This is a genomic window from Pseudomonas marincola, from assembly GCF_900682675.2.
Classification (GTDB): domain Bacteria; phylum Pseudomonadota; class Gammaproteobacteria; order Pseudomonadales; family Pseudomonadaceae; genus Aquipseudomonas; species Aquipseudomonas marincola.
On the sequence record NZ_LR215729.2, the window covers coordinates 2,554,779 to 2,569,277 of the forward strand.

At 56.9% G+C, this 14,499-nt stretch carries 12 protein-coding genes and 2 pseudogenes; 1 reads left to right on the forward strand and 13 read right to left on the reverse strand.

All coding sequences use genetic code 11. The features are described 5' to 3' along the window. Positions 1–92: 92 nt before the first annotated feature. The 6 genes and pseudogenes from PMYSY11_RS11840 to PMYSY11_RS11865 all read right to left on the reverse strand — a co-directional run. Positions 93–839, reverse strand: a pseudogene (locus PMYSY11_RS11840) (molecular chaperone HtpG); the annotation flags it as partial. A gap of 33 nt (positions 840–872) precedes the next feature. Beyond that, a protein-coding gene (locus PMYSY11_RS11845; protein ID WP_086937305.1) for an IS3 family transposase occupies positions 873–2,419 on the reverse strand; the annotation gives its coding sequence in 2 pieces (ribosomal slippage) (positions 873–1,933 and positions 1,933–2,419; 1,548 coding nt in all). Positions 2,420–2,491: 72 nt separating this feature from the next. Continuing rightward, positions 2,492–3,652, reverse strand: a pseudogene (htpG, locus tag PMYSY11_RS11850) (molecular chaperone HtpG); the annotation flags it as partial. A 144-nt stretch (positions 3,653–3,796) separates the two neighbouring features. Beyond that, positions 3,797–5,053 (reverse strand): MFS transporter, encoded by a 1,257-nt coding sequence (locus PMYSY11_RS11855; RefSeq protein WP_150549304.1) that lies wholly within the window; start codon positions 5,051–5,053, stop codon positions 3,797–3,799. Between the two features lie 43 nt (positions 5,054–5,096). Beyond that, the gene (locus PMYSY11_RS11860) at positions 5,097–5,543 is read right to left on the reverse strand and encodes a PaaI family thioesterase (RefSeq protein ID WP_090512123.1); all 447 of its coding nucleotides are present in this window, start codon (positions 5,541–5,543) and stop codon (positions 5,097–5,099) included. Beyond that, positions 5,540–6,013, reverse strand: coding sequence for a PaaI family thioesterase (locus tag PMYSY11_RS11865; protein ID WP_150549305.1), 474 nt, complete (start codon positions 6,011–6,013; stop codon positions 5,540–5,542). The genes PMYSY11_RS11860 and PMYSY11_RS11865 overlap by 4 nt, the downstream gene beginning before the upstream one ends. Positions 6,014–6,204: 191 nt before the next feature. Between PMYSY11_RS11865 and PMYSY11_RS11870 the strand changes: the two genes are divergently transcribed. Continuing rightward, complete coding sequence (locus PMYSY11_RS11870) at positions 6,205–6,525, forward strand: hypothetical protein (protein WP_069900209.1); 321 nt, start codon at positions 6,205–6,207, stop codon at positions 6,523–6,525. A gap of 53 nt (positions 6,526–6,578) precedes the next feature. Here PMYSY11_RS11870 and PMYSY11_RS11875 read toward each other — a convergent pair whose 3' ends face one another. The 7 genes from PMYSY11_RS11875 to odhB all read right to left on the reverse strand — a co-directional run bounded on the left by PMYSY11_RS11875 (position 6,579) and on the right by odhB (position 14,472). After that, positions 6,579–6,968: an MAPEG family protein gene (locus tag PMYSY11_RS11875; RefSeq protein ID WP_069900208.1), complete on the reverse strand. Its 390-nt coding sequence runs from the start codon at positions 6,966–6,968 to the stop codon at positions 6,579–6,581. Beyond that, positions 6,965–7,702, reverse strand: coding sequence for a DUF599 domain-containing protein (locus PMYSY11_RS11880; protein ID WP_069900207.1), 738 nt, complete (start codon positions 7,700–7,702; stop codon positions 6,965–6,967). The genes PMYSY11_RS11875 and PMYSY11_RS11880 overlap by 4 nt, the downstream gene beginning before the upstream one ends. Before the next feature lie 99 nt (positions 7,703–7,801). Further along, the gene (gene brnQ / locus PMYSY11_RS11885; protein WP_069900206.1) at positions 7,802–9,118 is read right to left on the reverse strand and encodes a branched-chain amino acid transport system II carrier protein; all 1,317 of its coding nucleotides are present in this window, start codon (positions 9,116–9,118) and stop codon (positions 7,802–7,804) included. A 286-nt stretch (positions 9,119–9,404) separates the two neighbouring features. After that, on the reverse strand, positions 9,405–10,292 hold the full coding sequence (gene sucD / locus PMYSY11_RS11890) for a succinate--CoA ligase subunit alpha (protein WP_069900205.1): 888 nt from the start codon (positions 10,290–10,292) through the stop codon (positions 9,405–9,407). Then, positions 10,292–11,458 (reverse strand): ADP-forming succinate--CoA ligase subunit beta, encoded by a 1,167-nt coding sequence (sucC, locus tag PMYSY11_RS11895; protein WP_069900204.1) that lies wholly within the window; start codon positions 11,456–11,458, stop codon positions 10,292–10,294. Before sucC ends, sucD begins: the two co-directional genes overlap by 1 nt. A 288-nt stretch (positions 11,459–11,746) precedes the next feature. Beyond that, on the reverse strand, positions 11,747–13,183 hold the full coding sequence (gene lpdA / locus PMYSY11_RS11900; protein WP_090512131.1) for a dihydrolipoyl dehydrogenase: 1,437 nt from the start codon (positions 13,181–13,183) through the stop codon (positions 11,747–11,749). Positions 13,184–13,248: 65 nt separating this feature from the next. Then, positions 13,249–14,472 carry a 2-oxoglutarate dehydrogenase complex dihydrolipoyllysine-residue succinyltransferase gene (gene odhB / locus PMYSY11_RS11905; protein ID WP_150549306.1) on the reverse strand — a complete coding sequence of 408 codons (1,224 nt, stop codon included), beginning with the start codon at positions 14,470–14,472 and terminating at the stop codon, positions 13,249–13,251. Between the last annotated feature and the right edge of the window lie 27 nt (positions 14,473–14,499).

Sequence of the window (14,499 nt, forward strand, 5' to 3'; positions counted from 1 at the left end):
AGAAAGCATCGCATTAACTGAACAGCGAAGCAGCGGCGCTTCCCGGGCACAAAAAAACCCGCCGAAGCGGGTCTTTTCGAAGGTGCGACTGATCAGGCAGAAAGCTCGACCAGCAGCTTGTTCAAGCGCTGCACATACGCCGCCGGATCTTTCAGGCTATCGCCCGCTGCCAGCGCAGCTTGATCGAAGAGGATGTGCGTGAGATCGCCAAAACGGTCTTCATCTGCTTCAGCATCCAGACGCTCAATCAGCGGATGGCTCGGGTTGAACTCGAAGATCGGCTTCGACTCAGGCACTTTCTGACCGCTTGCTTCGAGAATCTGGCGCATCTGCAAGCCAAGGTCCTGCTCACCTATTGCCAGAATGGCCGGTGAGTCGGTCAGACGGTGAGAAACACGCACTTCTGCTACGTGCTCGCCCAGTGCCGTCTTCAAGCGCTCAGTCAGGCCTTCTTTGGCTTTGGCGACTTCTTCCTGAGCTTTCTTGTCTTCTTCCGAATCAAGCTTGCCCAGGTCGAGATCACCACGTGCGACGTCGATGAACGACTTGCCGTCGAACTCGGTCAGGTAGCTCATCAGCCACTCGTCAATGCGGTCGGTGAGCAACAGCACTTCGATGCCTTTCTTGCGGAAGACCTCGAGGTGCGGGCTGTTCTTGACCTGCGCGTACGACTCGCCTGTGAGGTAGTAGATTTTGTCCTGACCGTCTTTCATGCGGCCAATGTAGTCTGCCAACGAGACCACCTGCTCGCCCTCGCCTTCTGCCGTGGAGGCAAAGCGCAGCAAACCGGCGATTTTCTCTTTATTGGCGAAATCCTCTGCCGGGCCTTCCTTGAGTACGGCGATTTTCAAGGTAGTTGTCGCGTGAGCGTGTCACGCTGCCTTTGATGTTTGCTGCAGTACCGCTTCCCGCTCCGGGTTCAGGCACACGATTGGTGCCAGCACCCAGTTCCTGATGTTGCCGCTCCAGCGCTCCGGGTGCCGTGCACGCGCCGCCTCGTACAGCTCGATACGCTTGCGCAGCAACTCTTCCGCCTGGCCAGTATGTCGCTGCGCCGGGGTCACGAACTTCAGGGCGCTGTGGCGATGTTCATGGTTGTACCAGGCCACGAAGCTGTTCACCCAGTTCCTGGCCTGCTCCAGCGTGTCGAAGGGCCGCTCCGGCCACAGCGGGCAGTACTTCGCCGTGCGGAACAAGGCCTCGGCATAGGCGTTGTCATTGCTCACCCGCGGGCGGCTGAACGAGGGCATCACACCCAGGTTCTGCATGGCCGCCAGCATGGTCGAGCCCTTCATCGCGCTGCCGTTGTCCGAGTGCAGTACCAGCGGCTGGCCTGCTCGCTGTTCACGTAGGCAGGCCTGGCGTAGCAGCTGGGCGGCCTGCTCGGCGCTTTCACTTTCATGCACCTCGTTGGCCACCAGCTTCCGGCTGTAGACGTCCTTGATCATGTACCAGTAGAAGTAACGGCCCTTGACCGTGGTCGGCAGCCAGGTGATGTCCCAGCACCACAGCTGGTTCGGGCCGTCGGCCACATGGGTCGTCAGCGCTCGTTTCACCGGTGGGCGGCTACGGCCGCGCGGATGCTGCTGTTCGGCGTCCTTCAGCAACCGGTAAAAGGTCGACTCCGAGGCCAGCCAGGTGCCCTGATCGGCCAGCCGCGCCACGATCTGCTGCGGCGGCAGGCTGGCAAACTCGGGCTGGTTGGCGACCTCCAGCACGCGGCGGCGCTCTTGCGGGGTCAGCTTGTTGGCCGGCTCAGCTCGCTGTGCCGAAGGACGCCGATCCTCCGGGCAGTGCTGCCAGCGCTGCAGGCTGCGCAGCGACAGGCCCAGTTCGGCGCAGGCCTGCGCCCGCCGCGCTCCCGCCGCCACGGCGTCCTCGATCAACTGCAGCGTTTCACGGCGATCCGGGGCGCTGATCATTCGTCCTCGTCCTTCCCCCAGAGCGCCTCGGCTTTTTTTCGCAACACCAGCAGAGCCGCGGTTTCTGCCAGCGCCGCATCCTTGCGCCGCAGTTCACGCTCCAGCTGCTTGATGCGCTTCTTCGCGGCCTTTTCCTCTTCGCGTTCGCGCCGGGTCTTGATCGGCTGAGCCAGGCTGTTGGCCTGCTCGCAGGCTTCGCGCCAGGCGTTGATCTGCTCGACATACAGGCCTTTGCGCCGGCAGTACTCCGCCAGCTCAGCCGCATTGAGGCTGGCGCTTTCCAGCACCACCCGAAACTTGTCCTGGCTCGACCACTGGTCGGCCTGCTGTCCATCTCCCGGCACCACTGCTCCCGCTGCTCTGGCCTGTTTGCGCCAAGCATACAGGGTGGCATCAGTAATGCCTGTCGCTTCCACCAGCTCCGGCACCGTCCGGTTCAAGGGCGGCATCATCTGCCGCACCACCCACTCCCGATGCTCTATCGAATAACGCGCCACACGGCTCTCACTTCCGCCCACCGACCAAGACTCATCGAATCAACTCACACGACAACTATCCTGACGCGGCGGGAGTACCTGACCGAAGTTTTTCCAGAACGCCTTGTATTGCTCAGGCTCGTTCTTCGCCAGCTTCTCGATCATGTCGAGCGAACGCTTGGTCAGCGCCGACTTCATGGAGTCGATCACCGGATCCTTCTGCAGGATCTCACGCGAGACGTTCAGTGACAGATCATTGGAGTCGACCACCCCTTTGATAAAGCGCAGGTACAGCGGCAGGAACTCGTCTGCCTGATCCATAATGAACACACGCTGAACATACAGCTTGAGACCACGCGGCGCTTCACGCTGATACAGATCGAACGGCGCGCGACCTGGCACGTAGAGCAGTGAGGTGTACTCAAGCTTGCCTTCAACCTTGTTGTGACTCCAGCTCAGCGGGTTCTCGAAGTCATGGCCTACATGCTTGTAGAACTCCTGGTATTCCTCGTCCTTGATCTCGGTGCGTGGACGTGTCCACAGTGCGCTGGCACGGTTAACGGTTTCCCACTCAAGCTCTGCCGGCGCCTCTTCCTCACCAGCAGCCTCTTTCGGCAACTCGATTGGCAGGGCGATGTGATCGGAATACTTTTTGATGACGTTACGCAGGCGCCAGCCATCCGCGAACTCTGCTTCACCTTCCTTGAGGTGCAGCACGATGCGCGAACCACGCTCGGCCTTGTCGATGGTGGCGACTTCAAATTCGCCCTCACCGCGTGAAGACCAATGCACGCCTTCTGCCGCTGGCAGACCGGCGCGACGGCTGAACACTTCAACCTTGTCGGCAACGATGAAGGCTGAGTAGAAGCCGACACCGAACTGGCCGATCAGGTGAGAATCTTTTTTCTGGTCGCCCGTGAGGTTCTTCATGAACTCGGACGTGCCCGACTTGGCAATTGTGCCCAAGTGGGTGATGGCATCTTCGCGGCTCATGCCGATGCCGTTGTCTTCGATGGTCACAGTCTTGGCTTCTTTGTCGAAGCTCACGCGGATCTTCAGGTCCGCACCGCCTTCAAGCAGCTCTGGCTTGGCAAGCGCCTCAAAACGCAGCTTGTCTGTGGCGTCGGACGCGTTGGAAATCAACTCACGAAGGAAGATTTCCTTGTTCGAGTAAAGCGAATGGATCATGAGGTGCAGCAGCTGCTTTACCTCTGTCTGGAAGCCCAGGGTTTCTTTTTGAGTTTCCACACTCATGGTCATTTAACTCCACATTGATGACTAGGCCGCAACGTTGGCGGATGTCATTGAAATGGGGCCATTCACAAGCATTTCAAGTGTTTAGCTTCAACAGCGGGCAAACTTTTACGCAAAAGCGTTAAGCCTGCCCCAATTGCGCCCTCAAGGCTCGAGAAGCACGATCTCGGCGATGTCTGTCGGGCTAAAGGTGAAGGTTGCCTCGCCAGCGCCGTTCAGGCGACGCTTTAGCTGCAAATTGCCTTCGCCATCAATGCCGATAAACCTGCCCTTCGCCGTGTTGCCCTGCAAGTTAGTCACACGCAGATTGAGGTTGCGATAGCGGTCAGGACTGCGCAAAAGCCCTTTGAGAGAGAAATTCTCGCGACGATCAATACGCGGCGCATCCGCACTGCTTTGCAGCGCAGCCGGTAACGGTTGAGTAATGGCTGGCTCAGGCGCTGTGGCCTCAGGTTGTGCAAGCGCCGGGTAACGGTCATCACTCACAGCCCAGCCACGCAAGGGGAATTTACGCAGGGTAACCGGCAACTGCCGGGCTACACCGTTGATAGTCGCCGAGGCGTTGAGCGCCAGAGTGTTTTGGCTAAAGCTCACAACCGGCAAGGAATCAAGCTGAACATCGGCTGTGGCGAAGCGGCGTTGCAGGTAATCATTGAGCACATAAGCCACTGTGTCGTTTGAGTCGAACTGGCGGTCAACTCGGCCGTCCACATAACGCAATCCATTGCGATAAAGCTCTACGTGACCATCTAGTGAAGTCTTGTAGCCCGGCGGCAACACCAGATGCAGCTCGCCCTCAAACTTGTTCGGCGCCAAGGGCTTTAAATCGGCGTGCAATGTGTAGCCATTGCGTAGCAGCCTCGCCTCGGGCAAGTCTTGTTCAGGCAACAGCCAGTTGAGCTCGATTTCAGGCAATGGGCCTGTATCGGTCGGCAGAACATCTATCCGCGTGGCGTTGCGCATCGATTCCGGCAAGCGAATGATCAATTCGCGGCGCGCATAAAAATCATGGCCTTCACGCAAAGTCAGCACGCCACCGATAAATTCGCCTTGTTGCGGGCTGAATGGCTGGCCGTTGAGCGTGCCGTGCAATTTTATCGACAGCTCGGACGGCCCTTGCTGTTCGGATTGCAGCCACTTGAGGCTGAGGATTTCATTGATGCGCTGCGGGTCCTGATGCCCGAGCATCGCCAATCCCACGATAAGGGGGATAAACCCCAGCGCGCCCAGGCCGATCGGCTGACGCGCAGCGCGCCATTTAAGGAGTACAAAGAGCAGTGTCAGCGGCGGCAACAGGCTCGCCCAGCCCCATAACAAACTCGTACTGAACGCTCTGATAACCAGCCAGACCAAGCCTGCCAGAATCAGCAGCAAGCCTGCGAGTATTAGCAAAGCATCCATTCATACATCCTTAACTATTGTCTGCATGCACTGCGGAAAAATTTCAGGCTTCATCCACTTTGAAGTGCGCCCGCGCCGTTGCAATCGGCTCTGCCCGATTGGTCTGCCAGGCGGTGATCGCCACGTTGGCCACACGCTTGCCCTGACGCCAAACCTGGCACTGCGCGTAGGTGTCACGGTAATGCCCGGCACGCAGATAATCTATCGAGAAGTCGATGATTTTGGGAAAGTGTGTGGTACCCATTATCATCAGCAGATGCAGCATTGCGGAGTGTTCCATAAATCCCGCAATAACCCCGCCGTGCAGCGCCGGAAGTACCGGATTGCCGATGTTATCTTTGTTCGCAGGCAGGCGGAATACCACCTCATCGCCGAGTGGCAGCCCTTCGATACCCAGCAATTTGGCGTAGGGAAAAAGACTGATCAACGCGCCATAGTCGTTCGACTCATGCGCGTGTGTAACATTGGCGGCCAAATCGAAATCACTCATTGCCCTGCCCCTTTTGCCAGCGGCCCAGGCCCGCTCTTGACGGCGCCGCTGCCGAGACGCATGAACGTACCGACGACATGCGCAATGGGATGCGCAGGATCATCCTGATAGGCGTAGCCGCGGGTGAAAATAATGGTCGGTGTAACGCGGTAGCACTCGGCAAAACCGAATACATCCTTGTGCGGTTCCGCCGGGTGCATGTAGTCCACGCGCAGATCCAGCGTTGGGCAGATCTCGAAGTCCGGCAATACGCAAACAGTCGCGATACCACAGGTTGTGTCCATCAGAGTGGTAATCGCGCCGCCGTGAATCACACCGGTTTGCGGATTGCCGACGATATCCGAGCTGTAAGGCAGGCGCATGGTGAGCCCCTGCGGATCGGCGCTGCACACTTGCAAGCCGAGTACCTGACAATGGCGCAACGCACTCAGGAAGCGCTGCGCGCGCTCAAATATAAGCGTATCGCTCATCTGGAAAGCCTTGTGGGTGCAAAAAACAGGGCGCCGATAATAACGCCATGACAGGCGCTTGTGCGACATGGGCGCTGATCTCAAGCCATCTTTTGCACGGCAGCGCACGGAACTTCGACAGGCAGATTGCGTTCAAACGGCTAAGCTGAAGCTGTAACCGGCTAATTTGATACTTATAAGGAGTACTAACCGTGCAAAAACCTTTTAGCTATGCCCTGCTGCTCGCCGCAACTTTAGCGATGGCTGCTTGCGAAAAAACTCCGGAAGACAAGATGGAAGATGCCAAGGAGTCTGCCGCTGCAGCTGCCGAGAAAATGTCTGACGCTGCTAAAGAAAGTGGCGAAGCTATTAGCGATGCAGCCAAAGAAACTGGCGACGCGATGAAAGACAAAGCCAATGCCGCCATGGACAGCGCCGATGAAGCCGGTGAAAAAATGGGTGACGCAATGGATGATGCCGCCGACTCAATGAACGAAGCGAGCGAAGAAGCCAAGGACGCGGTTAAGGAATAACGTCCTTAAGTACTAGAAGGCCCGCATTGTGCGGGCCTTTTAGTTTGCGCCGGTTAGAGCGCTGGCGTGAGCATCAACAGCAGACTGCTGATTAAGCCGACGGCCCAAACCACACTGCGCTGCCAGTGCCAGTCACACCAGTAACAAACCAAATACAAAACCCGGCTGACGACGAAAACAATCGCCAGGGTGTCTACCAGATAACCCTGAGTTTGCGTCACGTGCGCCATGAGTACAGCCGCAGCGAAAATCGGGAACGCCTCAAAACTGTTCATGTGCGCAGCCAGCGCCCGTGCACCAAAGCCTGTAAGGCGTGCCTGCTGCGCACGCGGATGATGATTGTCGTAAGTCCCACTCTCGGCTTGCATGGCCTTGGCTACAGGCGCCTTGGCTATATAAATCAACAACGCACTGATAAACACACACCAAAATGGCAGACTCATTCGGTTTTTTCCTTGTTGGCCGGTTCGAAAGACGGGGTTTGGGTGTAAACCATGACCTCTAATACATCAGAGTGGAACTCACGGCGATACAAGATCATGACCACACCTGTAGTCACGATCATGAAAAACCAGGGATTAATAAACCAAGACAAAGTTGCCATGCCGAAGTAATAGGCGCGCAAGCCATAGTTGAACTGGTTGGCGGCCATTGAAATCACCCGGGCAGCACGATCAGCGAAAGCTTTGCGCTCTTGCTCGGTTACATGGCGCTCTCCCAGCATTGGCGCCGAACCGACCAATACCGCCGCAAAGTTGTACTGGCGCATGCACCAACTGAAGGTGAAGAAGGCATAGACAAAGACCACGCCAAGGCAGAGCAACTTGATCTCGGACATCTCACGACTCGCCGCCTCAACAAATGGCAGGTCAGCCAAGAGCGACAATGCCCGGTCTGATGAACCGAGCACGGTGAGGATACCGGCGAGAATAATCAGGGTGCTGGAGGCAAAGAACGAAGCGTTGCGCTCAAGATTGCCAATCACGCTGGCGTCGGCAATCCGGTTATCGCGCAGCAACATGCGGCGCATCCAGTCTTCCCGATAGAGATGCAACACGCTGGCAAGACAAGGTGTGGTAGCGGCCTTTGCGTGCGAATAACGGGTGTAGCCCACCCAGCAGAACACAAACCAGACAACGGCGAGCAAATGAACCCATTCAGTACTGCTAATCGGCATGGAAACTCCTTCTAAACCTGCGCCGATTATAGCCAGCCCTGAAAAAACTGTGTCCAACAAAAAGGCCGCTACTAAGAGCGGCCTTGATGCTTGCGACGATTACTTGGCTAATGCGCCAGCGGGTTGCCCGGCAAAGCGGTCATAAGCAACCGCAGCCAGCAGGGTTACCAATACCGGAATCAGCCAACCCAGGCTTTGCTCGGCCAACGGCAAGCGAGTGAACAGCTCTGGCACCAACTGGGTGAAGCCTGCTGCCGCGAAGCCATCAACCAGACCAAACACCAGCGTAACCAGCATCACCGGCACAAACACCCGGCGCGAGCTGAGCCAGAGTTTGTCGAGCAGACTCAGGGCAATCAACACGATAGCCAGTGGATACAGGCCTACCAGCACCGGCACCGAAACGCTGATCAGTTGCGTGAGGCCCTGATTGGCAACCAGCAAGCTGAACACGCCGAGCAACAGCACTACGTTGCGGTACGACACCGGCAGCAACTCACTGAAGAACTCGCCACAGGCTGTGATCAGGCCTACTGCGGTGGTCAGACACGCCAACGTGATAACCACAGCCAGCAACAGACTGCCGTAAAGACCGAAGGTGTGCTGCACATACGCAGTGAGGATCTGCCCACCATTTTGAGCGTCGGCGGCAATACCCTGGCTGGTAGCGCCGAGATAAAAGAACGCCAGATAAACCAGCGACAAGCCCACAGCGGCAATCAAACCGGCGATGATCGAGTAACGGGTGATCAGCTTGCTGTCAGTCACGCCACGATCGCGGATAGCGGTCGCAATCACGATGCCGAACACCAGTGCACCAAGCGTATCCATAGTCAGGTAACCCTGAAGGAAGCCCTGCACCATCGGCGTCGACTGGTAAGCCGGCGAAACACTGCCGACGCTGCCGGCAGGCACGAACACCGCCGCTGCGCCCAACACCAACAACGCGGCAAGCAGGATCGGGGTGATGAACTTACCGATGCGGTCGACCAACTGACCGGGGTTTAGCGAAAGGAAGATCACTGCGGCAAAGAAGGCCGCGGTGTAGGCAAACAGCGCCATGCTGCTCTCGCCAATGAACGGCGCGAGGCCGATTTCAAACGAGGTCACCGCCGTGCGAGGCGTGGCAAACAAAGGGCCGATAGTCAGATAAACCGCCACAGCAAAGGCCAACCCTGCCGTTTTTCCCAGTGGTGCAGTAAGCAACGCCATACCGCCACCCACACGCGCCAGCGCGACGATGGTCAGCAAAGGCAAGCCAACACCTGTGAGGAGGAAGCCAAAGGCTGCCAATCCCATGTTACTACCCGCAGCCATACCGGCGCTGGGTGGGAAGATAATGTTGCCTGCGCCAAGGAACAACGCAAAAGTCATGAAGCCGAGGGCCAGAAGGTCCGAGCCTTTCAAACGAGTCATAGAGGGGAATACCACATGCAGAAAATAATGAGTTCCGAGGGTTTCCCGAGGGATCGGGGAAACGTCGTCGAGCCGAATAGGCAAGACCACTAAAACGCCGAGTCACTCTTGTGAAGGGACTGACGGGTTGATAGTTGCAATACTAACGAAATTAGCGATTTGACGGCAGTTAGACTGGTCGGACTGTCGAATTACTGCAGCCGCTTGTCGCATGGCCGACATTAATCGCGCAAACGCCCACAAAAAAGGCCACCCGAAGGTGGCCTCTTTCTAATCAACAAAGCAATTAAGCTTTTTTGACTTCCCAGCCAGTCAGCTCAGCCAGGGCTTTGCCGATGTCAGCCAGGGAGCGCACGGTTTTAACACCGGCGTCTTGCAGAGCAGCAAACTTCTCGTCTGCAGTGCCCTTGCCGCCAGAGATGATTGCACCGGCGTGGCCCATACGCTTGCCCGCAGGAGCGGTAACACCAGCGATGTAGGACACAACAGGCTTGGTCACATTGGCTTTGATGAACGCTGCAGCTTCTTCTTCAGCCGAACCACCGATCTCACCGATCATCACGATCGCTTCGGTCTTCGGGTCTTCCTGGAACAGCTTCAGGATGTCGATGAAGTTAGAACCTGGGATCGGGTCACCACCGATACCAACGCAAGTCGACTGACCGAAACCAGCATCAGTAGTCTGCTTAACAGCTTCGTAAGTCAGGGTGCCGGAACGCGACACGATGCCTACTTTGCCTGGCAAGTGGATGTGGCCTGGCATGATGCCGATCTTGCACTCGCCCGGAGTGATAACACCTGGGCAGTTAGGACCGATCAGGACAACGCCCAGTTCGTCACACTTAACTTTGGCTTCAAGCATGTCGATGGTTGCAATACCTTCGGTAATGCAAACGATCAGCTTGATACCGCCCATTGCTGCTTCCAGGATCGAGTCCTTGCAGAATGGAGCCGGTACGTAGATAACGCTGGCAGTTGCGCCAGTGGTTTCTACAGCTTCTTTAACAGTGTTGAACACTGGCAGGCCCAGGTGAGTAGTACCACCCTTGCCCGGTGTTACGCCGCCAACCATCTGAGTGCCGTAAGCAATGGCTTGTTCAGAGTGGAAAGTACCCTGCGAGCCGGTGAAGCCCTGGCAGATTACTTTGGTATCTTTATTGATCAGGACGCTCATTATTTGCCCTCCGCAGCTTTGACGACTTGCTGAGCAGCGTCGGTCAAGCTGGTTGCCGCGATGATGTTCAGGCCACTTTCAGCCAGGACTTTAGCGCCCAGCTCAGCGTTGTTACCTTCAAGGCGAACAACAACCGGAATTTTAACGCCGACTTCTTTCACTGCGCCGATGATGCCTTCAGCAATCATGTCGCAACGAACGATACCGCCGAAAATGTTAACCAGTACGGCTTTAACATTGTCATCGGACAGGATGATCTTGAACGCTTCGGTAACGCGCTCTTTGGTAGCACCGCCGCCAACGTCAAGGAAGTTAGCCGGCTGGCCGCCGTGCAGGTTAACGATGTCCATGGTGCCCATGGCCAGACCAGCGCCGTTGACCATGCAGCCGATGTTGCCTTCAAGGGCAACGTAGTTCAGTTCGAACTTGGCAGCGTGAGCTTCGCGCGGATCGTCCTGCGACGGGTCATGCATAGCGCGCAGCTTAGGCTGGCGGTACATGGCGTTGCTGTCGATGTTGATCTTGGCGTCCAGGCAGTGCAGATTGCCGTCAGCCTTGATTACCAGCGGGTTCACTTCCAGCAGAGCCAGGTCGTAGTCCTGGAACAGCTTGGCCAGACCAACGAAGATCTGAGTGAACTGCTTGATCTGGTCGCCTTTCAGGCCCAGCTGGAAAGCCAGCTCGCGGCCCTGGAACGGCTGAGCGCCAACCAGCGGATCGATAGTCGCCTTGAGGATTTTCTCAGGGGTATCGTGAGCCACTTTCTCGATGTCCACGCCGCCTTCAGTCGAGGCCATGAACACGATGCGACGGCTGGAGCGATCTACTACAGCGCCCAGATACAGTTCTTTGTCGATATCAGTGCACGATTCAACCAGAATCTTGCTAACCGGCTGACCGTTGGCGTCTGTCTGATAAGTTACCAGACGCTTGCCCAGCCAGTTGGCTGCGAAAGCCTTGGCGTCTTCTTTGCTCTTGACCAGCTTTACGCCGCCCGCTTTACCGCGACCACCAGCGTGGACCTGGGCTTTAACAACCCACTCAGTGCCGCCGATTTTTTCGCAAGCTGCTGCTGCTTCTTCTGGGGTGTCTACTGCGAAGCCCTTGGATACGGGCAGGCCGTATTCAGCGAACAGCTGCTTACCCTGATATTCGTGGAGATTCATGCTTGTCTACCGTCTTCGTTTGGGTATTGCGCATTCGATGCTGCACTTATGATGCCGCACCACCTGTGGCTGCTTCGAGGAGCAGCCCGACATGCATTCCGCGCCTGACTTGAGCCGACGCGGGCCGATGCCGTGGTTCTTTTTGTTCCAAATCGCCTTTGTTGCACCGCGCGGACAGATGATGATCTTTACCTGCGCAAGCGAGGCCCGGATTTTACGCATGTTTCTGCATATTTCCGAGCCCGCTTGTACGATCAGCACGCGTGTCCGCGCGATTTGGCGAATTATTTAGCGCTTTTTGCGGTTGGCAATGTGAATGGCGCCGCCATTTACAGCCAACGCCGCTTCATGCAGCGCTTCGGACAATGTTGGGTGCGAGAACACCATCATGCCCAAATCTTCAGCACTGGTGCCGAATTCCATGCCAATTGCACCCTGCTGAACCAGTTCAGCAGCGCTTGGGCCAATAACGTGAACGCCGAGAACGCGGTCAGTCTTGGCATCAGCAATCACTTTAACCATACCGCCGGTGTCGTTGGCAGCCATTGCACGGCCGCTGGCCGCGAACGGGAAGGTACCGACGTTGACAGCAACGCCCTCACCTTTCAGCTGCTGCTCGGTCTTGCCGACCCATGCGATTTCCGGGTGAGTGTAAATAACCGAAGGAATCAGGTCGTAGTTCATCTGAGCTTTGTGGCCGGCAATACGCTCGGCAACCATTACGCCCTCTTCCGATGCTTTGTGAGCCAGCATCGCGCCGCGAACCACGTCACCGATGGCGTAAACGCCCGGAACGCTGGTTTCGCACTGATCGTTAACGAAGATGAAGCCACGCTCATCCATGTCAACGCCGCTGTCTGCAGCCAGCAGATCGGTGGTAACCGGACGACGGCCGACCGCTACGATCAGCTTGTCGAAAGTCATCTGCTGCTCGCCGTCAGCGTCAGTGAAGGTCACAGTGACCTGCTTCTTCTTCACTTCCGAACCGGTCAGGCGTGCGCCCAGACGAATTTTCAGGCCTTGCTTGGTCAGGGTCTTCATGGCTTCTTTGGCGATCTGCTCATCAGCAGCAGGCAGGAACTTGTCCTGTGCTTCGATAACAGTCACTTCCGAACCCAGACGCGACCAGACAGAACCCAGCTCCAGACCGATTACGCCAGCACCGATAACGCCCAGGCTCTTCGGTACGCTCTGGAAGTCCAGGGCGCCGGTCGAGTCGACGATAACGTCCTGATCAACAGGCGCTGGTGGAATGTCGATTGGCTTGGAGCCCGACGCGATGATCACGTTACCGGCTTCAACGATCTGCGTGGTGCCGTCTTGTGCAGTCACTTCTACTTGCTTGCCAGCCAGCAGTTTGCCGTGGCCTTCAAGCAGGGTTACGCCGTTAGCCTTGAACAGAGTGGCAACACCGCCAGTCAGGTTCTTGACGATGGTGTTCTTGCGGCCAACCATCGCCGGCACGTCCATGCTCACGCCTTTGGCAGTGATACCGTGAACAGCAAAACCTTCCTGCGCTTCGTGGTACTTCCACGAGCTGTCGAGCAGTGCTTTAGACGGAATGCAACCGACGTTCAGGCAAGTACCGCCCAAGGCGATCTTGCCGTCTTTGTCTTGGTATTTTTCAATACAAGCAGTCTTCAAACCCAGTTGAGCGGCCTTGATGGCTGCTACGTAACCGCCAGGGCCGGCACCGATGACTACCACGTCGAATTTCTGAGACATAACTTACTTCCTTCTCAAAGAGACCGGACGGCTCCTTGTGAGAGCCGCCGAGGGAGAAACTGGGATTAGATGTCCAGCAGCAGACGCGCTGGGTCTTCCAGCAAGTTTTTGATGGTTACCAGGAAGGTCACGGCTTCCTTACCATCGATCAGGCGATGATCGTAAGACAGCGCCAGGTACATCATTGGGCGGATAACGACCTGGCCATTGATGGCCATAGGACGCTGGATGATGTTGTGCATGCCGAGGATTGCAGCTTGCGGCGGGTTAACGATCGGCGTCGACATCATCGAACCGAAAGTACCACCGTTAGTGATGGTGAAGGTACCACCGGTCATCTCGTCGATGGACAGCTTACCGTCACGCGCCTTCTTACCGAAAGTGGCAATGCCGTTTTCGATTTCAGCCAGGCTCATCGACTCAGCGTTACGCAGAACCGGAACCACCAGACCGCGGTCGCTGGAAACAGCAACACCGATGTCCGCATAACCGTGGTAAACGATGTCCGAACCGTCGATCGAGGCGTTAACCGCAGGGAAACGCTTCAGCGCTTCGGTTGCCGCTTTAACGAAGAACGACATGAAGCCCAGACGCACGCCATTGTGCGACTTCTCGAACAGGTCTTTGTACTTCGAACGCAGCGCCATGACTTCAGTCATGTCGACTTCGTTGAACGTGGTCAGCATGGCCATGTTCGACTGAGCTTCAACCAGACGCTTGGCAACGGTGGCGCGAACACGCGTCATCGGTACGCGCTTCTCAACGCGGTCACCAGCAGGCATGACTGGAGCAGCGGCAGCCGGAGCAGCAGCCTTGGCAGGCGCAGCAGCCGGTGCATTCTTCTTGGCTTCAACAGCAGCAACTACGTCTTCTTTAGTAACGCGACCGCCTTTGCCAGTACCCGAAATGCTGTTCGGGTCGATGCCATTCTCTTCAGCCAGCTTGCGTGCTGCAGGCGAAAGAATCTGATCATCACCTTCAGCTGCAGCCGGTGCTGCGGCGGCAGGCGCGGCAGCAGCCTGAGCAGGAGCAGCTGCCGGAGCGGCAGTAGCGCCGTCGTTCAGGCGGCCGAGCAGTTCGTTGCTGAGTACGGTGTCGCCTTCGTTCTTGACGATTTCAGCGATCACGCCGTCAGCTTCAGCCAACACTTCGATAACGACTTTGTCAGTCTCGATGTCAACGATCAGTTCGTCGCGCTTGACTGCGTCGCCCGGCTTCTTGTGCCAGGTAGCAACGGTGCCGTCAGCAACCGATTCCGGGAAAGTTGGGGCATTAATATCGATAGCCATTGTGTATGTCCTTAAATTCGGTTTTAA